At 32.9% G+C, this 21923-nt stretch carries 22 protein-coding genes, 1 tRNA gene and 1 CRISPR repeat array; of the genes, 9 read left to right on the top strand and 14 right to left on the bottom strand.

Going from position 1 to position 21923, the window contains the following annotated elements; all coding sequences use genetic code 11:
- Nucleotides 1-534 precede the first annotated feature (534 nt).
- The 4 genes from H3U96_RS01345 to hemA form a co-directional block, all read right to left on the bottom strand.
- Nucleotides 535-621: transfer RNA gene (locus H3U96_RS01345), tRNA-Leu, on the bottom strand.
- Nucleotides 622-720: 99 nt separating this feature from the next.
- Nucleotides 721-963 (bottom strand): zinc ribbon domain-containing protein, encoded by a 243-nt coding sequence (locus tag H3U96_RS01350; RefSeq protein WP_065651094.1) that lies wholly within the window; start codon nucleotides 961-963, stop codon nucleotides 721-723.
- 121 nt (nucleotides 964-1084) lie between these two features.
- Nucleotides 1085-1339 (bottom strand): DUF1289 domain-containing protein, encoded by a 255-nt coding sequence (locus H3U96_RS11375; protein ID WP_370527997.1) that lies wholly within the window; start codon nucleotides 1337-1339, stop codon nucleotides 1085-1087.
- Between the two features lie 34 nt (nucleotides 1340-1373).
- Nucleotides 1374-2645 carry a glutamyl-tRNA reductase gene (hemA, locus tag H3U96_RS01360; protein WP_198195339.1) on the bottom strand — a complete coding sequence of 424 codons (1272 nt, stop codon included), beginning with the start codon at nucleotides 2643-2645 and terminating at the stop codon, nucleotides 1374-1376.
- A 159-nt stretch (nucleotides 2646-2804) separates the two neighbouring features.
- On the opposite strand from hemA, the gene lolB reads away from it, so the two are divergent.
- The 3 genes from lolB (at nucleotide 2805) to H3U96_RS01375 (ending at nucleotide 5772) form a co-directional block, all read left to right on the top strand.
- A complete protein-coding gene (gene lolB, locus H3U96_RS01365) occupies nucleotides 2805-3425 on the top strand; it encodes a lipoprotein insertase outer membrane protein LolB (RefSeq protein ID WP_198195340.1) in 621 nt (206 codons plus the stop codon).
- Nucleotides 3426-3434: 9 nt separating this feature from the next.
- Nucleotides 3435-4277 (top strand): 4-(cytidine 5'-diphospho)-2-C-methyl-D-erythritol kinase, encoded by an 843-nt coding sequence (gene ispE / locus H3U96_RS01370; RefSeq protein ID WP_198195341.1) that lies wholly within the window; start codon nucleotides 3435-3437, stop codon nucleotides 4275-4277.
- A gap of 436 nt (nucleotides 4278-4713) precedes the next feature.
- Nucleotides 4714-5772 (top strand): bifunctional transcriptional activator/DNA repair enzyme AdaA, encoded by a 1059-nt coding sequence (locus H3U96_RS01375; RefSeq protein WP_198195342.1) that lies wholly within the window; start codon nucleotides 4714-4716, stop codon nucleotides 5770-5772.
- A gap of 154 nt (nucleotides 5773-5926) precedes the next feature.
- On the opposite strand, the gene H3U96_RS01380 is transcribed toward H3U96_RS01375, so the two are convergent.
- The 3 genes from H3U96_RS01380 to H3U96_RS01390 are packed head-to-tail and all read right to left on the bottom strand — an operon-like array spanning nucleotide 5927 to nucleotide 9397.
- Nucleotides 5927-6610, bottom strand: coding sequence for a response regulator transcription factor (locus H3U96_RS01380; RefSeq protein WP_034902612.1), 684 nt, complete (start codon nucleotides 6608-6610; stop codon nucleotides 5927-5929).
- A 4-nt stretch (nucleotides 6611-6614) separates the two neighbouring features.
- Complete coding sequence (locus H3U96_RS01385; protein WP_198195343.1) at nucleotides 6615-8057, bottom strand: cell wall metabolism sensor histidine kinase WalK; 1443 nt, start codon at nucleotides 8055-8057, stop codon at nucleotides 6615-6617.
- Nucleotides 8058-8059: 2 nt separating this feature from the next.
- The gene (locus H3U96_RS01390) at nucleotides 8060-9397 is read right to left on the bottom strand and encodes a VWA domain-containing protein (protein ID WP_086361881.1); all 1338 of its coding nucleotides are present in this window, start codon (nucleotides 9395-9397) and stop codon (nucleotides 8060-8062) included.
- A 269-nt stretch (nucleotides 9398-9666) separates the two neighbouring features.
- Between H3U96_RS01390 and apt the strand changes: the two genes are divergently transcribed.
- The 3 genes from apt to H3U96_RS01405 all read left to right on the top strand — a co-directional run bounded on the left by apt (nucleotide 9667) and on the right by H3U96_RS01405 (nucleotide 12679).
- Nucleotides 9667-10212, top strand: coding sequence for an adenine phosphoribosyltransferase (apt, locus tag H3U96_RS01395; RefSeq protein WP_110447801.1), 546 nt, complete (start codon nucleotides 9667-9669; stop codon nucleotides 10210-10212).
- Nucleotides 10213-10454: 242 nt separating this feature from the next.
- Nucleotides 10455-11225: a dimethylargininase gene (gene ddaH, locus H3U96_RS01400; RefSeq protein ID WP_198195344.1), complete on the top strand. Its 771-nt coding sequence runs from the start codon at nucleotides 10455-10457 to the stop codon at nucleotides 11223-11225.
- A gap of 44 nt (nucleotides 11226-11269) precedes the next feature.
- On the top strand, nucleotides 11270-12679 hold the full coding sequence (locus H3U96_RS01405; RefSeq protein ID WP_198195345.1) for a basic amino acid/polyamine antiporter: 1410 nt from the start codon (nucleotides 11270-11272) through the stop codon (nucleotides 12677-12679).
- Nucleotides 12680-12694: 15 nt separating this feature from the next.
- Here the strand turns inward: H3U96_RS01405 and H3U96_RS01410 are convergent, their stop codons facing one another.
- Nucleotides 12695-13441: a tRNA1(Val) (adenine(37)-N6)-methyltransferase gene (locus H3U96_RS01410; RefSeq protein ID WP_198195346.1), complete on the bottom strand. Its 747-nt coding sequence runs from the start codon at nucleotides 13439-13441 to the stop codon at nucleotides 12695-12697.
- A complete protein-coding gene (gene nfi, locus H3U96_RS01415; RefSeq protein WP_165601671.1) occupies nucleotides 13431-14096 on the bottom strand; it encodes a deoxyribonuclease V in 666 nt (221 codons plus the stop codon). Before nfi ends, H3U96_RS01410 begins: the two co-directional genes overlap by 11 nt.
- Nucleotides 14097-14156: 60 nt before the next feature.
- Between nfi and H3U96_RS01420 the strand changes: the two genes are divergently transcribed.
- Both H3U96_RS01420 and H3U96_RS01425 read left to right on the top strand, forming a co-directional pair.
- A complete protein-coding gene (locus H3U96_RS01420) occupies nucleotides 14157-14738 on the top strand; it encodes a YigZ family protein (RefSeq protein ID WP_086320685.1) in 582 nt (193 codons plus the stop codon).
- 95 nt (nucleotides 14739-14833) lie between these two features.
- A CRISPR array of direct repeats spans nucleotides 14834-15107; the repeat unit is 29 nt; unit sequence GTGTTCCCTATACACATAGGGATAAACCG.
- A gap of 109 nt (nucleotides 15108-15216) precedes the next feature.
- Nucleotides 15217-15660, top strand: a complete 444-nt coding sequence (locus H3U96_RS01425) for a hypothetical protein (RefSeq protein WP_034902637.1) — start codon at nucleotides 15217-15219, stop codon at nucleotides 15658-15660.
- 98 nt (nucleotides 15661-15758) lie between these two features.
- Here H3U96_RS01425 and H3U96_RS01430 read toward each other — a convergent pair whose 3' ends face one another.
- The 3 genes from H3U96_RS01430 to H3U96_RS01440 form a co-directional block, all read right to left on the bottom strand.
- A complete protein-coding gene (locus H3U96_RS01430; protein ID WP_086320686.1) occupies nucleotides 15759-16406 on the bottom strand; it encodes a hypothetical protein in 648 nt (215 codons plus the stop codon).
- A 193-nt stretch (nucleotides 16407-16599) separates the two neighbouring features.
- Nucleotides 16600-17391 (bottom strand): hypothetical protein, encoded by a 792-nt coding sequence (locus H3U96_RS01435; RefSeq protein WP_198195347.1) that lies wholly within the window; start codon nucleotides 17389-17391, stop codon nucleotides 16600-16602.
- A 33-nt stretch (nucleotides 17392-17424) separates the two neighbouring features.
- Nucleotides 17425-18627, bottom strand: coding sequence for an MFS transporter (locus H3U96_RS01440; protein ID WP_198195348.1), 1203 nt, complete (start codon nucleotides 18625-18627; stop codon nucleotides 17425-17427).
- Nucleotides 18628-18852: 225 nt separating this feature from the next.
- Between H3U96_RS01440 and H3U96_RS01445 the strand changes: the two genes are divergently transcribed.
- Nucleotides 18853-19758 (top strand): LysR family transcriptional regulator, encoded by a 906-nt coding sequence (locus H3U96_RS01445; RefSeq protein WP_198195349.1) that lies wholly within the window; start codon nucleotides 18853-18855, stop codon nucleotides 19756-19758.
- 73 nt (nucleotides 19759-19831) lie between these two features.
- On the opposite strand, the gene H3U96_RS01450 is transcribed toward H3U96_RS01445, so the two are convergent.
- The gene (locus tag H3U96_RS01450) at nucleotides 19832-20365 is read right to left on the bottom strand and encodes a hypothetical protein (RefSeq protein ID WP_198195350.1); all 534 of its coding nucleotides are present in this window, start codon (nucleotides 20363-20365) and stop codon (nucleotides 19832-19834) included.
- A gap of 200 nt (nucleotides 20366-20565) precedes the next feature.
- Nucleotides 20566-21923, bottom strand: a 1358-nt coding sequence (locus H3U96_RS01455; protein ID WP_232347707.1) for a hypothetical protein, incomplete at its 5' end; no start/stop codon positions are given.

Below are 21923 nucleotides of genomic sequence, written 5' to 3' on the forward strand. Positions count from 1 at the left end.
CCATTTCTTAAACTGATATAGATCTATCCCTGTTGGAATAAAACTATCATTAACATGGATTAAAATAGAAACTGCGATCTCATTATATTCCTTCTTAAATTCATATTAAGTCATTTTATAACTAGTGCCTTTTCAAGGATAATGAATTAAAACATTACTAACTTTATCTGTTCCTTTAACAACTCGCATAGTGACCAACCTTATTACCTTGATCCCATATCATTGCACTTCATAATCCTGTTTGATTTACTATTTCGAAAGTATCCTCACCCAAATAGCCACTTTTCCAATCAATCCCCCCTTTTTACTGAGATCATTGACTAACCGGTTAGCATCTTTAATTATAATGATCTTTATCTGCTAACTATTGATAGATTTATTAAATGAATATTGATATAAGAAATTAAATATGATTGATGAATTTAAGGTTGGTTAAAAATTTTCAAAAGAAAAATCACTCGCCATTTTTTTCGCCATTCAAAATTTTTTGATATTTGACTTACAAAAGAATGAGAATTAACTAATTGATTTTGTTGGTGCCAGTGGTCGGACTCGAACCGACACGCTTTTAAGGGCGGCGGATTTTGAATCCGCTGCGTCTACCAATTTCGCCACACTGGCATTAGAAGTGTAAAAAAGTAAACGTTGGCAATTATACTAAGCTTTGCAATATCTGCAACAGATATTATTCTAAATGCAGTTGGTTGCCTAAAAATTCTACTACCATCTGCGTTTCCAGGCTGGTAATTTTTTTAAAATTGTATAAGCGGTCTCTTTGGCAACAGAATAATCAATATTATGATTATTGGCATACTTAAGTGTTACCTCGTGCCATTTTTCGTCAAATGATTTCATTGTTCCATCGCTATGAGCACAATGTTTACAGTAGTTTTTTGACATATCATGCAGAGGATAATCAGCAATAGCCGTCATGGGCATACCACATGCAATACACATTTTCATATTTTCTATCCCCATTAATTAGCGAAGGTAATATTAATACAAAACCATAATAATATACTTAAAAATGCTACTCCGAGTTGAGCAGGATTACAAGTTATGAAAAAAAATAGATGTTTAAATATCAAAATTTAAAATCGATTTGAGAAGAGGTAATTTGGTTATTTTGTTGTCGTTGCTGTTGTAAAAATTGATAATAACGTCTTATGGCCCGTTGTTTACATAACCGCAAAACTTCTTGTTTTTGATGATTAGAATAATTTAGCCAATTAAATCTTTCGTCTCGAGAACGATAGCATTTTATACAATACCCTTGCCTATCCATTTGACATACTCTTTGGCAAGGATTTGGTATGTCAAAAAATTCAATTTGGTCCAATAACTACATCATCCTTTGTAGATTCAATCAAATATTAATTATCTTCTAAGCCTAATCCTTTACTTAAGACTTTAAAACAATCATCACAATCATGCGTTGCTGCATCAAGCAGTGTTTGAGTCGGTGCGTGGATTAGTTTATTGGTTAATTTATGCGAAAATTCAAAAATAACATCGTCAATATTGGCGCCTTGTTTGATCGCATTTAATGCTTTTAATTCTAATTGACGTTTGATAGTTTGAGCGTTATTACGGTACTGTTTAACATACTCTACCGCATGGCGTGTTTTTAACCAATCAATATATTGCTCTGCTTGTTCTTGAATTATGTACTTGGCTTCATTGGCTGCGATTACACGTTGCTCAAGATTATTTTGTACCGTTTGTTGTAGATCATCGACAGTAAATAGATGCACATCTTCCAATTGGCTAATTTCTGACTCAACATCTCGAGGTACAGCTAAATCAATAAATAACATCTTTTTATTATTTCGCTCATGCATAGTGCGCTCTACCATTCCCTTACCAATGATAGGTAATGGGCTAGCAGTTGAGCTAATAACAATATCAACATCTTTCAGCCGATTAGCTATATCCGGTAATGAAATGATTTCAGCCTCAATAGATGAAGCTAATTTTAATGCTTTGTCTCGAGTTCGATTGGCAACAATGACATGTTTAAAACCATGAGGTTTGAGATAACGTGAAATTAGTTCAATTGTTTCACCAGCTCCGACTAACATGACACTTAATGCAGATGTATCAGTAAAAAGATCACGCGCCACTAGGCAGGCAGCATAAGCAACCGATGCAGTATTGGCGCCAATATTCGTTTCAGTACGAACAATTTTAGCTACATGAAAAATGGATTGAAAAAGTTTTTCCAATTCCGTTGATAAACAATTGTTTTGTTGTGAAAAACTATATGCTTGTTTAACTTGACCTAAAATTTGCGGTTCACCAATAATTAATGAATCAATGCCACAAGCTACCGACATAAGATGTTCAACTGCTTGCCGACCATCATAACAGTAAAGAGATGATTTAAATAAAGCCAAATCAATACTATGATATTGTGCTAACCAATTTTCAACCGATTGCCTTACCCGCAGAAAATCACTTTCATGATCATAACTTAAGTAAATTTCGGTTCGATTACAGGTTGATAGGATGGCACAACCAGCAATTAAAGGGTGCTGATATAAACTATATAATGCTTTATCAATAACCTCAGTAGAAAAAGCCAGTTTTTCTCTTAAAGAAACGGGAGCTGTTTTGTGATTGACACCTAATACAGTAATAGACATTGCATTGATTCTTTTATAATAGTTTGTAAAGTTTTTATTAAGAACTCATTATACCTAAAAAAAATAATAAAGGTTAATTTCAGTTACCTTTTCTTATTCAACCAATTATCAGCTATAATACGCCTTACTTTTGACCATACACAACTAAAGAGTTAATTTATGTCTAAAATTAAATATTTGTTCGTATTCATTCTGCCGTTTATACTTAGTGCGTGCCAAACAACTAAATATCAAACAAATGTATCTGTAGAACAGCAATGGCAAAACCATAAACAAGTTCTTGCACAAATTAATTCATTTCAAGTTAATGGTAGTATTGCTCATATAGGAATGAAAACTAAAAGTTATGGTCGTTTTCTTATTACACAGCAATCTGAAAATTATTATGACGTAAAATTAACTACGCCAGTTGGCACAAATATTTTAACCTTAAAAGCCGAACCTAATTACGCCGAATTAATTGATAACAATGGCGCTCGCTACCAGGATATTAATGTGGAGCTATTAATGAAGAAAATATCCAATGTTAATATCCCACTTAATTCTTTACATAATTGGTTGAAAGGTTTTTCTGATGATAGCCAAGCTGATAAAATTGATAGCTCAGGCAGATTATCTTCCACCTCATTTATGCAAAATAACAATAAATGGTCACTAAAGATTAGCAGCTACTCTACTTATAACTATAAAAATAAAAAAATTGATTTACCTGCTATCATTGAACTTTCTCATGATGATGAATTAATTCGTTTGAAAATTAGCAATTGGATCTTACGATAACGGATAATAATGATGAATCAATGGTTATCACCAGCTAAATTAAATCTATTTTTATATATAACTGGGCGACGCCCAGACAATTATCATGATTTACAAACTTTGTTTCAATTTATTGATATTTGCGACAAATTGACCATTACGAATCGTGATGATGGGCAAATTAATCTATTAACCCAATTTGATAATATTCCTGCAGATAAAAATCTAATTATTATAGCCGCTAAGCGTTTAAAATCTTATGTAAACAATAATAAGTTTGGCGCAGATATTGCCATAGATAAAATGATCCCCATGGGGGGAGGACTTGGTGGCGCTTCGTCAAATGCAGCGACAGTGCTGGTTGCGTTAAATCAATTATGGGATTTACATCTGTCGCAAACTACTTTGATGGAAATAGGTAGCACAATTGGTGCCGATGTACCTATTTTTATTTATGGGCATGCTGCTTTTGCAGAAGGTATTGGTGATCAGTTGCAACAAGTTGATATTCCCCAATATTGGTATTTAGTCAGCTCCCCTAATATAGAAATTTCAACGGTCACGGTGTTTAATGATCCAAATTTGCCACGAAATACACCTAAGCGTAGCATTGAACAACTGATGTCAATTTCTATTGATGATTTTAGTAATGATTGTGAAGCGGTAGTACGTCAGCGTTTCCCAGAAATTGATAACCTTATTCAGCAATTATCGCGATATGCTCCAACCAGATTAACTGGCACCGGTGCTTGTGTTTTTACACGTTGTGAGTCAAAGCAACATGCGTTGTCAATACAGAACGAACTTAAATCCTGCTCCGTAAAAAGCTTTATTGCTAAATCATTAAACTCATCACCACTGTACACTAATTAAATAATTTTCTTAAAGCAATAATCATTGACCATATAAGTGATTTAAATTTATATGGTCTGTGATTAGCTATAAAAACATAAACTCATTTTACTGCATCATTAGGTATTACAAAAAGTCGATGATCATAATATTCCACACAATAAAGACCTTCAAAACTCTTATAACCTTGTTCTGCTAAGTTTGATTTTAACCATTTTTCATCTTTACCAGAACGAAGGAATGACTATTTAATAATAAAAACCGTTAGTGATAACAAGTGATGTATCAATATTAGATTGATAATAATCATTTTAGCAATTTATTTTTATTAAACAGCTAAAAAACTTAGTAAGAAAGTGAATAAAAATAGTTGTCAATTTTTCGGTTGCACAACGAATAGTATTTTTAATAAGCTTAGCTCATAAATTTTCGAAATTACTAGACAAGACAGAATTAAATGCTAATAACTAACCCTAATCAAAAAGAGACTTATTACCAAGCTTTACTTGAAAGAGATCATAGCTATATTGGGATCTTTTATGTCGGAGTCAAAACCACATCGGTGTTTTGTATTGCGACTTGCCGAGCAAGAAAACCGAAATTTGCCAATGTCGAATTTTTTGATTCATTCAAATCAGCGCTTAATGCCGGTTATCGACCTTGCAAAATATGCAAACCAACCGAAAACGCTAATCAAGCACCGGATGAAATAATTAAAGCCCTAGCATTGATTAACAATAATCCTAAACAAAAGATTACTGATTATCAGCTAAGACAAAACAAACTAAGTCCTGAAACTATTCGCCGTTGGTTTAAAAAACATTACGGAATTACTTTCCATGCTTATCAACGAATGTATCGAATTAACAATGCTTTTCAAGAATTAAAATCAGGAAAAAATGTTATTAACACTGCGTTTGATACTGGTTACAATTCTTTAAGCGGATTTGGGTATACCTATAAAAAAATCATGAAAAAATCACCTTCATCAGACGATAAGCAAGACGTGATCTTAATCGACAGATTAACAACCCCTTTAGGTCCAATGTTTATCTGTGCTACAAACCAAGGAATTTGTCTATTAGAGTTTGTAGATCGAAGAATGCTCGAAACCGAATTTGAACAACTACAACGCCTACTTAAAATGAAAATTATTTTTGGCGAAAATAAACATATCAAACAAACTAAGGTTGAAATTGCCGAATATTTTGCAGGAACAAGAACAAGCTTTACCATTGCCTTACATACACCAGGTACCCTATTTCAACAAACCGTTTGGGATTGCTTGAAACACATTCCCTATGGAGAATTGACCACTTATAAACAGCAAGCCCAAAGAATTAATAATCCACAGGCAATTCGAGCTGTAGCCAATGCTAATGGTTGTAATCGAGTTGCAATTATTGTTCCTTGTCATCGAGTAATAGGATCGAATGGAGAGCTAATTGGTTACGGCGGTGGGTTGGAACGAAAAAAATGGTTAATTGAACATGAAAATAAAAATCGTAAAAACTGATAATTATTCAAAAAATAATTATGAGTCAATCAATATGCTCAGTTAGATGATATTGTAAAAACTATAGAAGAAAATTGCTTTATACAACGTCATCTCTTTTTCAGAAATTACTTAAAATCCTGAAAAACTCCGTTCAATAGAGTGTATGGCAAATTTAATGTCTATAACCAATTCCATGTACTGTTTTTATTAAAGTTGGTATGCTTGGGTTAATTTCTATTTGTTTTCTTAATTTTGAAATATGTTGATCAAGAGTTCGACTATTAGGTAAATAATTATATCCCCACACGTAATCAAAAAGCATATCTCGAGTAACAACTTGATTTTTATTTTGGTATAAACATTCTAAAATTTTAACTTCTCGTAAAGTTAATTCAATAATCTGATCATTTCTTTTGGCGTACAATTCAGTAGGATAAACATTTAAATCACCAAATTGAAAATAATCCTCTTGGGAAGTATTAGAGTTTTTTAATTTTAAATAACGTTTAGCAATAGCCTTAATTCTCGCTCTAAGTTCATGAATACCAAAAGGCTTATTCATATAATCATCAGCACCAAGTTCTAAACCAACTACCCGATCAATCTCTTCATCTTTAGCGGATAAGAATAAAATTGGTACATCTTCATTTAATTTACGGATTGTACGGCAGACTGAATAGCCATCAAGTTCGGGCATCATAATGTCTAAAATAACAAAATCAGGGTGGTATTTTTCAAATAACTCTAGAGCGACTTTACCATTACCGGCTTTAATAATAATATAACCCTCTTTTTCTAACAGATCTGACATACCATTAAGAATATGCTTGTCATCTTCTGCAATTAAGATTTTCATTTTACTACTCCATTAATATAAGTGAAAATACCATCCCTGGATTTTGATTGATAACTTTAATTTCACCTTGGATCTGATTAGCCAACTGCTTGGCAATCGTCAAACCTATTCCTGTACCCGAAACTCCTTCGGTTATCGATGAATTGACTCGATAAAATGGCTCAAAAATCTGTTTCAACAGATGATTAGCAATACCGTCACCATAATCACGAACCGTAATTGTCACCTGTTTTTCTTTTCTGGTTAAAGATAAATCAATCTGCTTACCATTAAAAGCATATTTCTCGGCATTACTCAAAAAATTATTGAGAATTTGCATTACACAATCTTCATCAGTATTGACAATACAATCATTTTCAAGAGTAATGATGTTCAGTTGTAATGATTTAGCATCTAAAATAGGTTTAAAGGTTAGATATATCTGTCTAATTAGTATGGTTAAATTTACTGGTTTTATATTTAAACGACTTGGCTTATTAAAAGTTAAAACATTTTGCACCAATCGAGTTAGTCGTTTACTTTCAGCACTGATTATATGTAGATAATCAGGAATTGGCGCTGGTTCATCTTCTAAATACTCGGATAACATCTCAGAATATAGCGTGATATTGGTCAAAGGAGTTTTAAATTCATGTGAAACTTGTCCAACAAAACTCACCTGCTGTTTTGCTAAACGCAAAGTTCGACTATATTCTCGATAGGCATAGCAAATAAGTCCAAGCAGAACGATAAGGAATAAACCAATAACACCTGCACCTAGCAGATATAAATTAACTAAATTTGGAGAGGGATAATAATAAGTTAAATGCCAATTTTGCAAGGGATAATCAAAGACAATCGAAATTTCATTATCAAATTTTTCACCATTGCTATAAATTTGTTTATCGCCATCAGATAATCTAAAATTATCAGCAAAAACTTGTTTATCTAATAAATTGATAGTGTCAAATGAAAATTTTATATTGGAAAGTTCAAAACCAATAATATTATCCGATTGGATTGTCCAATAAATTAAGTGGTTATACATTTGATACCAACCAGAGCTTGGTTGAAACTGTTCAGTATGATCTTGTTGATGGAGCAAAACAGAATTATCTAAAGCAATTGATTCAACTAATTTATGCCATTGAGAATCATCAAAATCACTTAAAAATAAAATCCTATTTTTGTTGATGATAAAAATATTTTTAATATCAGCTTCTGTACCTAATAAATATTCAGCTTTAGCATAGTTGTTATCAATTTGTAATGCCAAACTATTAAGATAAGAAATACGCTGATTTAACAACGATTCAATCGATAATTTGATATTATTTATACGGCTTTTCACGAGTAAGGTTTCATTATTTTCACGCAACAAAACTTCATGCTCGACACTTCGCCAACCTAAATAGCTTATAAATGCCATTAATACCAATAAAGATAAAATCGTTGTTAATTTTTTCATAACTATTTTTTAATTACATTACTTTTTGATTCAAATTGCTGTTGAGTCATTATTTTATTAGAAATATCGCTATTTTGAGTTTGAACTGCATTAACCATAATATTATTTTTCTCAATTTGACTTTTTAGTCTTGCTTTTGATGAAGGTGATACTATTGTGTTTGAAAATGATGCAAGTCTATTACTATTTTCCATAAGTATCTTTTCTGCTTCAGCTTGCATACCTCGATTATAAAGCTCTAATGCTTTTTCATTGGCAATTGTCACTTTTTGAATTTCTGACTCAGCTAAAACATCTTGAATTATTGAATTCTGAACTAATTTTTGATTGTCGGTATAAGCAACGCTAACCAATTGAGTTTCATGTTCCGCTTTATTGACCAATAAATTATCATATTTCAAATCAATTTCAGCTAATGTCTTACTTTGACCGACTTTACCTTCATCCGGTATCACCTCTAACAATACATATTTTTCCTGATTTGAAAACAGTTGATTCATTTTAACCGTGACTTTATTCCCTTTAATCACACCATCTCGACCAAGCAAACGCACTGGTTTTACACCATCTTTCAATTGAATAGTAATAACAACATCTTGAGCAATAGTTGACATGACATCAGAAAACTCATGAACAAACACATTTTCGAGTTCTGTAGATTTATTTACAAAGACATGATTACCATCACTATAACTTGCGATCGATGACATTAATAATTCATTATAATCAGAACCAATCCCGATCGTGGTAATCGAAATATTTTTTTTTGCAGCAATAATAGCCAACTCAGACAATTCATTTACAGAACTTGGACCGACATTTGCTTGACCGTCAGATAACAAAATAATACGATTAACTTTATCCTTTGTTAGTTGAGTTTCAACTTGCTTAATTCCTTTACTCAAACCGGCAAATAAAGCTGTTCCGCCATTAGCAACAACATTTTCATTAATAACTTGAATAAGTTTTTGTTTATTTTTTACTTTGCTTGCCGGAACGATAACCTTCGCTTCGCTATCATAGGCAACGATAGATAACGTATCATTTTCATTCAACAAATTAACCGCAAAAATAGCTGCTTCTCTCGCTTTTTCGATACGATCCCCACCCATTGAACTTGACTTATCAATAACAATAGCTAAATTGATCGGCACTCGTTTGCTATTATCAATTTTTTGGCCAGATAATGAGACTTTTAAATAATTTGTTTCTGGATTACCTTCCATAATAATTGGTGAAGACAATTCTGAACGAACTTGAATTTGTTTAATTGGTTGCGCATGGCTAAATAAGCTACACACTGAAAAGCTTAGCATGGCAAATATTTTAATAAATTTCATAGTGTTTTCCTTCTTGTATAAAGTTTATTCAATTATTCACTAATTGCAAACTAAACTGTCTAATTAATGTATTTAATTGTAAAAATTTGTAAAAACACAAAATTAAAATAAGATAAATAATTACTAAAAAATATCCCTATTCGTACTTAAACTAATCAATCTCTAGATTTTACGGTGCATTAACCGTTTGTTTATTGCCAGCCAAAAGCGCATCGGTATATAATAAAAAATTATTCGTTCTTAAAGAGAATAGTTAGAGAACATTTAATATGACTCAATCAAAACTTGAACTTATCAGAAATAGTATTATTACTATCCCAAATTATCCTAAACAAGGGATATTATTTCGGGATATTACCAGTTTACTTGAAGACCCAATCGCCTTTAGAACATCAATCGATCTTTTAATTGAGCATTATAAAGATAAAAAAATCGATAAAGTTGTTGGCACCGAAGCGCGTGGTTTTATTTTTGCCGCCCCTCTTGCTTTAGCCTTAGGTGTTGGTTTTGTACCTGTTAGAAAACCGAATAAGTTACCACGTCACGTATTTAGAGAAGAGTATCAACTTGAATATGGTACCGATACATTAGAAATGCATTGTGATGCCATAAAACCTAATGAGCGAGTATTGATTATTGACGATTTACTAGCAACAGGAGGCACCGTTGCAGCAACCGCTAAATTAATTCAAAAAGCGGGTGGGATCGCTGAAGATGCCGCTTTTGTCATCAATTTACCTGATTTACAAGGTAAAACGAAATTAACCGCTATGGGAATCAACTGCTATACATTAGTCGATTTTGCCGGTGAATAATCTTTATATTATAGGGCGATGATTCGTCCTATTTCTTATCACACATTTGCTATTCTTATTTTAATTATTAATAATTCACCATTGTTTTACACCTATATCAATTCCTCACAATTTTGCTTATAAAGAAAACAGCATAAAAATGCATATCACAAATATAAAAGCTAATCAAAAAAGCTTGATTTTGTTTTTAAAGTGAATTATTATTCATAATTATTGCATAATTATTATAAGGAATTTATAGAATGAAAAAATTTAGTCATATCATTGCAAGAACACCAGCAAAGTCACTAATCAATGGCCTGACGTCGGCTAATTTAGGCAAACCTGACTACCAAAAAGCGCTAGATCAACATAACAGCTACATACGTGCATTACAACAATGTGATGTCGATATCACCATTCTACCAGCTAACGAACAATTCCCTGATTCAGTTTTTGTTGAAGATGTTGCCCTTTGTACTCCTCATTGCGTAATTATTACTAGACCAGGTGCGGAATCTCGTCGAGCTGAAACTGAGTTAATCACTGAAGCGGTGGGTCGTTTTTATCCAAATAAAATTGAATATATTCAGGCACCAGGCACCGTAGAGGCAGGTGATATCATGATGGTTGAGAATCACTTTTACATTGGTCTATCCGCTCGTACCAATCAAGAAGGTGCAAACCAAATGATTGCAATATTGGAAAAATATGGTTTAACTGGTTCTGTCGTCACTTTAGAAAAAGTATTACATCTTAAAACAGGACTTGCCTATCTAGAACACAACAACTTATTAGCAGCAGGTGAGTTTATTGCTAAGCCAGAATTTCAACATCTCAACATCATTGAAATACCTGAACAAGAAAGTTATGCCGCTAACTGTATATGGATCAATGAACGAGTAATAATGCCAGCTGGTTATCCAATTACCAAAGCCAAAATTGAGGCGCTCGGTTATCAAGTCATTGAAGTTGATACTTCAGAATACCGCAAAATCGATGGCGGAGTAAGTTGTATGTCATTACGATTTTAATTAAAAAAACCACAAAAATTAAACCAACTAAATAAGAAAGCAATATGAATACACCAGTAAGAAAAAAGCTTGGCATACTTCCTCTCACATTACTGGTGGTGGGAAGTATTGTCGGTAGTGGTATTTTTAGCCTACCACAAAATATGGCCGAAGGCGCCGGTGCCGGTGCGATATTTATCGCATGGGCCGTAACATTATTCGGCATGTTTATGCTGACACGAATATTCCAATATCTTTCTATTCGATTTTACAAAATTAATGAAGGTTTATATGGTTATGTTCGTGAAGGATTTGGGGATTATATCGGTTTTAATGCCGCGTGGGGTTATTGGATATCAGCTTGGATGTCTTGTACCAGCTATTTAGTTATCTTATTTAGTGCGTTAGGCTCTTTTGATTGTTTTGCATTTTTTGGTAATGGTACGACAATTCCTGCCGTTATTGCCGGACTTATCCTTTTATGGATTATGCACTTTTTTGTCATTAACGGAATTTACCAAGCATTTTTACTTAATTGCTTAGTAACGCTAGCTAAAATTGTACCTATCGGTTTATTTATCGTTTGTGTTGTTTTAGCCTTTAAAATTTCAACTTTTAACACTGATTTTTGGGGGACACCACAATTAGGCTCAATCATTGATCAAGTAAAATATACTATGCTTTATACAGTATGGGTTTATTTGGGGATTGAAAGTGCTACTGTCTATGCTGCACGAGCGAAGAATATGATCAGTATAAGTCGAGCCACCTTTTTTGGTTTTGCCATTACGAGTCTTTTATTAGTCTGTGTTTCCGTTCTTTCATTGGGCATTGTGCCACAACATGAACTCGCACAAATGAAAAATCCGTCAATGGCACTAGTAATTGAACACGTCGTTGGTAGTTGTGGGGCCACATTTATTAATATTGGTTTGATAGTTTCTGTAAGTGGAGGATTATTGTCTTGGTTAATGTTAGCTGCAGAAATGCTATTTTTAGCCGGTCAAGGCAAACAACATACTGTCCCTAGCTGTTTTGGTAAACTTAATAAAAACAGTACACCAGCCAATGCTTTGTGGTTAACGACCAGCTTAATTAGCTTGTTGATTATACTTGCTCATTTTTATGAATCAGGTTATAACACGCTGATTCAATTATCAACATCTATGGTGCTTATCCCATATCTACTTTCAGCACTGTTTATGTTTAAATTAGCAATACATCAACCTAGAAAATACCTAATTTTCATCGGCGCATTTGGTTCGCTATATGGACTTTGGTTAATCTATGCTGGCGGCATATCATATTTGCTACTATCAATGATCTTATATAGTTTTGGGCTGCTGTTTTATCTTTATGCTAGAAAGCAAAGACAATTGTCAGCATTTAGCTATTTACATGATAAAATCTATGCCATAGCTATAGTGGTACTAGCCATTATTGCCATTATTTACTTTTATATCATTCCTAATTAATCAACGAACTAGGCGTTATTTTCGAAATAGATAAAAATCGGCCAACAATTGTCTAAATTGTTGGGAGTAACGCCCTTCTTCATCTCGCATACACAGTGATTGGCATTCAATATTAGCATGCTGATTAAATGAAAATGCCATCAATACTAATGAATAGTCTTTATTGGCTATATATTTAACTTGCAGTTCATGACACAAATATAATTGATTTGACGTAGTCAATTGCTTAAATTGCTCGGCAAGATGATAAGGTAAAACCAAACAAAACAACCCTTGCGGATTTAATAATCGTTTTACTACATCAATAAGTTGTTGATAGTTGAGACTTTCAGTATAACGGGCTAACTGCCTCTCTGAACTTCTACACTCTACAGCTGACTGAAAATAAGGAGGATTAGTGACAATTAAATCATAATACCCTCGTTCAGTGGTTTTAAATTGATTTACATCGATATTTAATGGCTTAATATTTTTAAAATCTGCATTTAAGCTATTCTCTCGACATTGCAATACCGCTTGCATATCAATATCAATCGCATCAATTTGACATGTTTGATGTTCTAAACGTTGAGCCAACATTAAAGCAATTACACCACATCCGGTACCAATATCTAAGACATGTTGTACATCGGATTTAATTGGTACCCATGCGCCTAATAAACAACTATCCGTTGTCACCTTCATTGGACTTTTGTCGTGAGCAACAAAAAAACGTTTAAAGGTAAAACCACCTTGTTTTAATGGTAATTGATTATTTGCCATGCTTAAATTTTCTAAATAAAGGTTTATTAGATGCAATTGCATCAGCCCAACGAGTTGGTTCAGGTAATCGATAACCTCGTAAACACTGTTTTACCCAATGTAATGCACTAGTTTGACTAATTTTGTGTCCAGCTGAAATAAATAAAGGATTACAATTATTTTTACTCTGCAAAACCCAACCAATTTGTTCATGTTTATCAAGCAAAGGGGTTACGTTACCCGCTTGTTTTGTTTGCTCTTGATATTGCCCACATAATTTGCTTTTTGCGACACCTATAGTTGGCATATCTAACAATAAGCCAAGATGGCTAGCGATACCTAATCGTCTTGGATGAGCAACTCCCTGCCCATCAACTAATAACAAATCAGGCTTTTGCTTTAACTGTTGCCATGCATTGAGCAAAGCGGGATACTCACGAAAAGACAAATAACCCGGAATATAGGGAAAGCTCGTATCCAATCGAGCAATATGATACTCAACTACATCAAAATCGGGAAAAGTCAATGTCACTATCGCTGCACGCGTTACCGAGCCATCTTGCTCAAACCCAACATCAGTACCACCAATTAGTTTTATTGTTGGATTAAAATTATCCACCAAGCTTACCTGCTCGGCTAATTGTTGTTGTGAAAGTTTTAATTGTGCTAAATTGATAGACATTTCAATTTTGCTCAGTATTATTAGTTACAATAAAACGATTTTACCAGAATTAGTATGCCTTATACATTAACAAATCCTAGCCAATTAACCGAAGAGATAAAAAAAAGCCGCTTTATTGTCAATGCAGCTCCAATTACTAATGCTCAGCAAGCAACCGAGTTTATCGACAACATCAGTGATCCAAATGCAACACATAACTGTTGGGCATGGAAAATTGGTCAACAGTATCGCTTTAATGATGATGGTGAACCAACCAGCACCGCCGGCCGCCCTATTCTATCGGCCATTGAAGGTCAAGATTGTGATCAGGTGGTAGTGGTGGTCACCCGCTACTTTGGTGGCATCAAATTAGGCACAGGCGGACTCATTCGGGCTTACGGTGGTTCGGCTAGTCACTGCTTACAACAAGCAGAATTAATCGAACTTATTGCTAGAACATCATTACAATTTCATTGCTATTACAATGAATGGCCAATTATTGAAAACCGCTTAAAAGAACTAGATGCAGTCATTGAACAACAAAATTTTGATGCTGAAGGTGTAACTGTCATTATTGCTATAACACAAGATAATGTAGTCATACTTAAAAAAAATATTAGCGATATTACTCGCGGTAGAGTGATTATCAAGACTTAAAACACCTGTGTAAATATCCATCCAAATACAGCAAAAAAATTGGTAGAAATTGTAGACTGCGTATTTTAATTATAAAACAAACGGTTATAATTAGAGTGTTCCCTATACACATAGGGATAAACCGAACTGGCAACCAAAAAAGATACGCTATTTAAAGTGTTCCCTATACACATAGGGATAAACCGAAAAGCTAAAGGCTTGGAAAAAATATAGGATTGTGTTCCCTATACACATAGGGATAAACCGTTCTTTCTGACTTTGGTCAGGGTTCCACATTTCGTGTTCCCTATACACATAGGGATAAACCGTCATCAAAAAATGTCGACGTTTTAAAAGAATTGTGTTCCCTATACACATAGGGCTATTGCGTTCCCTGTGTGTACAGGAATTAACTTCAAATTCAAACAAACCACCTTCTGGCGGTTTTTTATTGCCCAGAATTCCTAAATAACTTACTATTGCCTAAAAAGGAGATGGCATGAAAAGAATTACTTTATTTGGGATAGCTTGTTTTGCTTTGTATGGTTGCGGTAACGATAGTGATGGGCAAAAGGTCACTGAGGAGATGTTACTTGGTGAGTGGAACTGCAAAGTTAGCTCGCAAGAAGCAGAATCAAGGAATGGTAAGTTACAAGATTTTGGTGATCCAGAGTTCGAGGAAAATAAATACATTTTTACCAAAAAAGATGGAAAGCTTTTTGTAAGTTTATCTTTATATAAAGAAGATTTAATGCCTTTTAATCTAGAGGATATTTACAAAAGACCTGAGTATACGGAATATGATAGACAAAGAACTCAAAAGATTAAATACCTATCAAAAGATAGTTTTAGTCTAAACGGTACATATACAATCATCGATAAAAACAACAAACCAACTAGCAAATTTAAAGAAGAATATGTTTGTGATCGTATTAAAGAATAAGACGTTTGTTTTCTAGTGAAATTTAACTATTTTTGACCAGCAAAGCTAAATATTACTGGTCAAAAAATTGCTAAAATAGAGTTAAATCTTCGGTTCAATTATTTAAATACAACTAAATCTTTATAAGATTCATTAACAGCACTGATTAACGACCTCACTTGCGTATCACCATCAATAAAAATGTAAACATTATCTAATCGAGGATAATATTGCTTGAAAAATTTTCCACTTTTGGTACCTGCTGGACAAAAATGAAAGACAAGTACATCCTCGCTACAGCATATTGCCATAAAATCATCCCAATAAAAAATTCCTTCCATATCGATCGATTTGATATAAATACCTTCTTCGAAATAAGCACAATAACATTCAACAGGCCATTCAACATTTTTATAAAGTATCTTAGTCAAACGTATTTCTAAATATACATTGAAATAATAATTTACAAGATAGATTAAAATCCCTATATCAATCAATGGAATTAGAACCGAATACTCACCAATTTTGCGGGCCAAAGAAGGAGATGATAAACTTATGATGTACGTTACTATAATAGCTAGGATAAAGGCTATAATCATACCAACGAAAACAATTATTGTCTTTTTAGGGAAATACATACGACGAATTATTTGGGGAATTTTTGCAAAAAGCTCTGCTCGTGATTCAAACCTAATTGTACGCTCAAACAAAAAATGCGATTGTTTAGGATCGAAAGCATAATAAGGTTTTTTTATTCGTTGTTTCATTGATATTCCTAACATTATTCATCTAATGATAAACATAATTATTATAGAACATAATGATTGGATGTAAATTACCTCTTATATTTTGACTTATCGCATATAGATATTCCCCGATTATTTTATGCTATCCTATACCCTCAAAATATTTATTGTTAGTTAATGATGTGTAAAAATTATTAAGAGTCTTAATGTAATTCTATTTATCTTTCAACTCATATACTGTACCGTCACCCCAAGTACCAATATAATAGCTACCATTATGATAAGCTAACGCTACTGCTCCAGATAAATTGCCAACTAAGGTCGATACTTTTTTAGTTTTTACATCAATTTGTCGAACCATTCCAGCACCATTATCAATAACGGCAGCAATATTTGGTGCAACTGTGACAATACCAACTCCGGGACGGTTAAAATCCGAACCTAACTCAGTTTTATTACCATTAGGGCTGATCATGGTTAAACGACCACTGTATTGTGAAACAACTAAACTATTATCAGCTAATTGAGTAACACCAACTGGTGTTGTTAATCCACGAGCAATAATACTTTTTTGCTTGGTTTTAAGATCAAGAGAAACTATTTCACCTGTTGAACGATTAGTAATAAGTAATTGACCTTGATTAGAAAAAGCGATACCGGTAGGAGTATGATAACCATCAGATATTTTTTCTGATTTACCATTACTATCAATTTTTACAATGTAATCATCTCCATATGATGAAACATAAACATTATCTTCTCCATCAATAACGATACCTGCTGGTGAAGATATACCTGAATAAAAAGTCTCTGTCTCTCCATTTGATTTGACTCTCGAAACTGAATTCCCTGACCAATTAGTTACATACATTAATCCCTTAGAATCAAACGCAATACCTGTTGGTGCACTAAAAGTCGAAGAAATCTTGGTTAAATCAGCCATACAGAATGCTCCATAAAAACAACAAAAAATAAATAGTGAAAAATGCAATAATCTTTTCATCATGATGAGTCTCCTTATTAATAAATACCTACAATTTTATTTCCTATGATTACTTTTGATAAGTTGAATGCCAACTAACGCTAAAATTAGATTAACTATTGCCAACACAACACAAATAACTATCACGCCACTCCAAGCCATATTTTGATAAACGATGCCTAATAAATAAGTACCAATACTGCCTCCGGCCAAACAAGAAAGTAAATATAAAGATGAAATTGCACCGCGCGAGTTAATTGGCACAATTTTGTTAAGCATAGCAATAACTAATGGCTGAAGACCAAATACAAATAAAAACAAACTAAAAATACCTAAGCCAATAATAAATAAACTTGAGCTATAGCCAATAGTCACAACCGATACACATACAGCTAGCAAATAAATAATTAAAAGATAGCGTTCATTTAAAACCTGCAATAATTTACTGGTAATTATGGTACCAATAACCGCGCTGAGACCGGCAAAATTAAGCCAGCCCAAAACTGTTGCAGATAAAGAGAAAGGTGCACTTTTTAGATAAAATGTGAGTAATGAAGATAATCCTAGGTAAACAAAAAAGAGTACAAAACCGACGGATAAAAATATAATCACAGTTTTATCAAATAGTAATTTAATTGCCGCTAAATAAGTACCAAGTACACTGGTGGTTGAAGATTGATGACTCGATTGTTTTATAGTAAAAGGAACAAAAAGACATGCGATCGTTATCAAACCAGCATATATGGCGAAGGCAACTTGCCAAGACCAAAAATCAGTTAACATAGCAACCAAACTTCGACTAAAAATAATACCTATAATTGAAGCTGAAATCATAATACCCATTGCTTGCGGTAACTTATGATTAGGTGTGTTTTTAGCTGTATAAGCAAACAATGCCGCCGGAACCGCTGCGGCAAAAAATCCGATCAATGACATAACCACCAAATATAAATTGAAACTATCTACAATCACAGATAACTCTAGGCAACAAACAGTTCCAATACTGCCAACCAAAACTAACAACTTGGTTGAAACTTTATCCGATAAAGGGCCATAAATAAAAAACGAGATAGCATAAAAAAAACACGATAAGCTGAATACATTTCTGGCGGCTAAAATATCGATATCATAAGTTTGAGAGATCTCTTGAAAGATAAGTTGACTTATATAAACCGATCCGACTAACAGCACGATTAATAATGCTGACAGCACTAAACGCGGTTTTGTCTGTATTGGCTCTTCTGTAGAGACGGATTCCATGAACAAAATACCAATTGCTAATTGATTAAACTTGAGAGAGGTTATCTAACAATACAGCAATATAGAAATACATATTTTGTTATACGAAATTCGTATTGCAGAAAAATCACATAAACAAATGCAAAAAATAAAGTTCTCATTCATAATAATAGTCTGAATTGAAATAGACAAATTACACAACCATTTGCAAGCCAGTAAAATAGTTTATTAAGGATAATAAAATTTATGGATATCTATAGCAAAAGATTACCAACAATTAAGCAATTACAATATTTTATTGCTGTTTGTGAAGAACTCAGTTTTACTGGTGCTGCTGAAAAACTTGGTATTAGTCAACCACCTCTTTCAACACAAATTAAAAATTTGGAAGATACTTTACAAAATACACTTTTTTTAAGAAATTCACACAATGTTGTATTAACCAAAGAAGGTGAAATATTAAAATCAAAAGTAACCCAATTATTAAATGATCTTTGTACTATCATTAAATCAACTAAAACAAATACTCTTGAAAAAGTCACGATAGGGACAACAAAAACCTTATCATTTGACTATATTCCTTATTTCAAATTATTTTTGTCAGAGTTTAGAGATGAAACTAAAATATATAAACATAACTACACATCAAAAGAGCTACTGCTTGAATTACAAAAAGGCAATATCGATTTTGCAATTGTCTCTGATTATCCAACTAGAGATTTTAGTGAAAACTCATTACTCATTTATCAAGAACCAGTAACATTAGTATTACCTGCAAGTCATCCATGTAGTCAACAAAACAAAGTAAATCTAAATGATGTAACTGATTTGCCGCTGTTTTGGTTTAAACAGCAGGTTAATCCTTTTTTTTACGATCAATGTGAACAAGTGTTCAATAAACTAGCCCATCCACTATCTCGTCGAGCCGAACTTGCTGATAATTTATCTATGCTACTAGAGGTTGCATTAGGTAAGGCGATGATGCTTCTACCACAATCAATGGCACAAGCTAAAGTTGATGGAGTTACCTATAAAAAATTGATCTCAAATCAAGACAAAAAATTAAAAATAAATATTTATCTGATTTGGCGTAAAGATTTAAAAATCACTACGGTTAACCAAGAAATAATAAACTATTTTAAGCGTGGTTAAAGTATAGAATGGCTTTATTAGGATCGCAAAAAACCCCTCTCCTCAAAATTTTCATATTTTAATAAATTGGTGTTTACCGTAATTTGCGTTGTAAACTTTCAATAAAGTTTTCGATAACAATATTGTTATCATAACCACGTTGCCAATTTCTTAAAAACATGACTTGTTTCGGATTTAAATAGATATGCTTTCCTTCAATTTCTACGCTTCGCTCATTTGAAAATAAATATGCAGAAGCTAAATGTGAATCTGATTGTTGAGTAGTAATATTTTTATTTAGATTATTATTAGTTTGAGCAAAAAACTGCTTAAACCAGTTATCATAATCAGCTAAGTCATATTCACCGGTTAATTGATAACCCCATGCTGTTTTGTGGATATTTTTAAAATAAAAATGCAAATTCCGTTTTGGAAAAGCACAATAAACAAATTGATATTGTTGTAATTTTCCAATTGTATATGCTGATATTTTAAAATTATGTTGCAATATTTGGGTAACAATAAAAGCCGATTGATTATAGATTCGTAAAAAAGAACCTTCATCAATTAGGCTTAAAAAACCTTGTCTTTGACTAACTTTTAATTTCTCTTTAATGTTAATGTTCATTTTTTGTTCGCAAATTCCTCGGCGTGATAACGCTTAACGCGCTATCACGCCGGTGACTTGGTGACTTTCTTTTTCATACTTTAGTCTTAATGATTTATTCAATACTTTTTATAATTATAAAGTTATAGCCATCAAAAGAAGTGACTAATTAAGCAAAATCACCATAATAAAAAGCATTGATTCCATCTTATTTTTGGCTTCTACTTGCAAACTAGAAAATTAGGAGCATTGACATCTTCAGCATCTACTCCAACTAATCCTGTCGAGATACTCACATCGACATGCTGTCCATAATCACTGCCATAATAACGATCTTTAGTCCAATATCTATCTCTATCATCCTCCCAATTAGAGTTCGGATAAGATTGCTGAACGGTATACCCCCATTCAGGCAAAAGCCCCTCACCAATTGCTCGTGTATAACCATTGACGATTTTAAAACTTCCACTAAGTTTGTATTCAGGTGCATTTGTTAATTCTTTATAAGAAAGCATTCTATCTTCTGTACATATATTGATAGCATCCATCCAATGACTCCAAAATCCTTTAATTGGTTTTGCCCATACACTAGTAGGATTAAAGGTATAATCATGTTTTATAGTTGAATCTCTCTTTAATGTTGCACGGACAGTTACATTTCCACTGGGTTTACCATTTAAAGTGACATAACCTTTCTCATCGACTTCAACTTTTCCTCCTGGGTTATTTGGAATTGTAAAAGTATAATCACTCGCTGCACCTGTTAGTACTAACTGAAATTTGGCACCATCAAACCCCGTTGTAGGAAATTTTTTACCGCCAGATAAAGTAGGCTCAGTTTTAAATCCCCAATTAGGCACATAATCTGAATTATATCCACCACCAGCTAGAGTTCTAACCGTATAATTAGGGTCATTCCATCTAAGAAAATTAGAAGATAGGTCAAAGCTTAACCATTGATGCTCTGGATTTTTTTCTATAGCATAAGGTTTTGCATAGCATAACTTTGATATTGCAGTGATTTTGTATACTTTTTTTATTGTTACCAAATCACTATGTCTTGGAATACCATATTGTGAAAAAGTCTGTATTTGATTGCTGATCTCTAACATTAATGGCATTGAATAACCACTTCCACAGCCAATTATCTGATTATCTCTAGGCATTATTTTATTACCATTAGCATCAAACCATTGCCAAATAGTTGTAGTTATTAAAAATGGTTGGAAAGGATCGATACCATCACCATCTATATCTTGATAATTAATTTGATTGTCTAATTCTTGATAATCAAATTTTTTTACGACAAATTGGGAGAAAGTTAAATCACCATCAAACTCTTTAATTTCTTCTTCTTTTATATTGCCTGTTGTTTCACTATAAAATACGTTATTTACAGTAAAACCGTACTTATCTGCCACTATTTGTTTATTAACCACCTTGGGACTATTTCCCTGTATAACATTGATAGTGAAACTGCTTAAGCCATAAGTACAAGGTACTATAGTTGGATATAAGAAAATAATAAGTAACTTGAATTTTAAAAAATGCTGGAAAGAATAGGATAATAAGTTAGATG

It is taken from the genome of Gilliamella sp. M0364 (assembly GCF_016100565.1).
GTDB classification, from domain to species: domain Bacteria; phylum Pseudomonadota; class Gammaproteobacteria; order Enterobacterales; family Orbaceae; genus Gilliamella; species Gilliamella apis.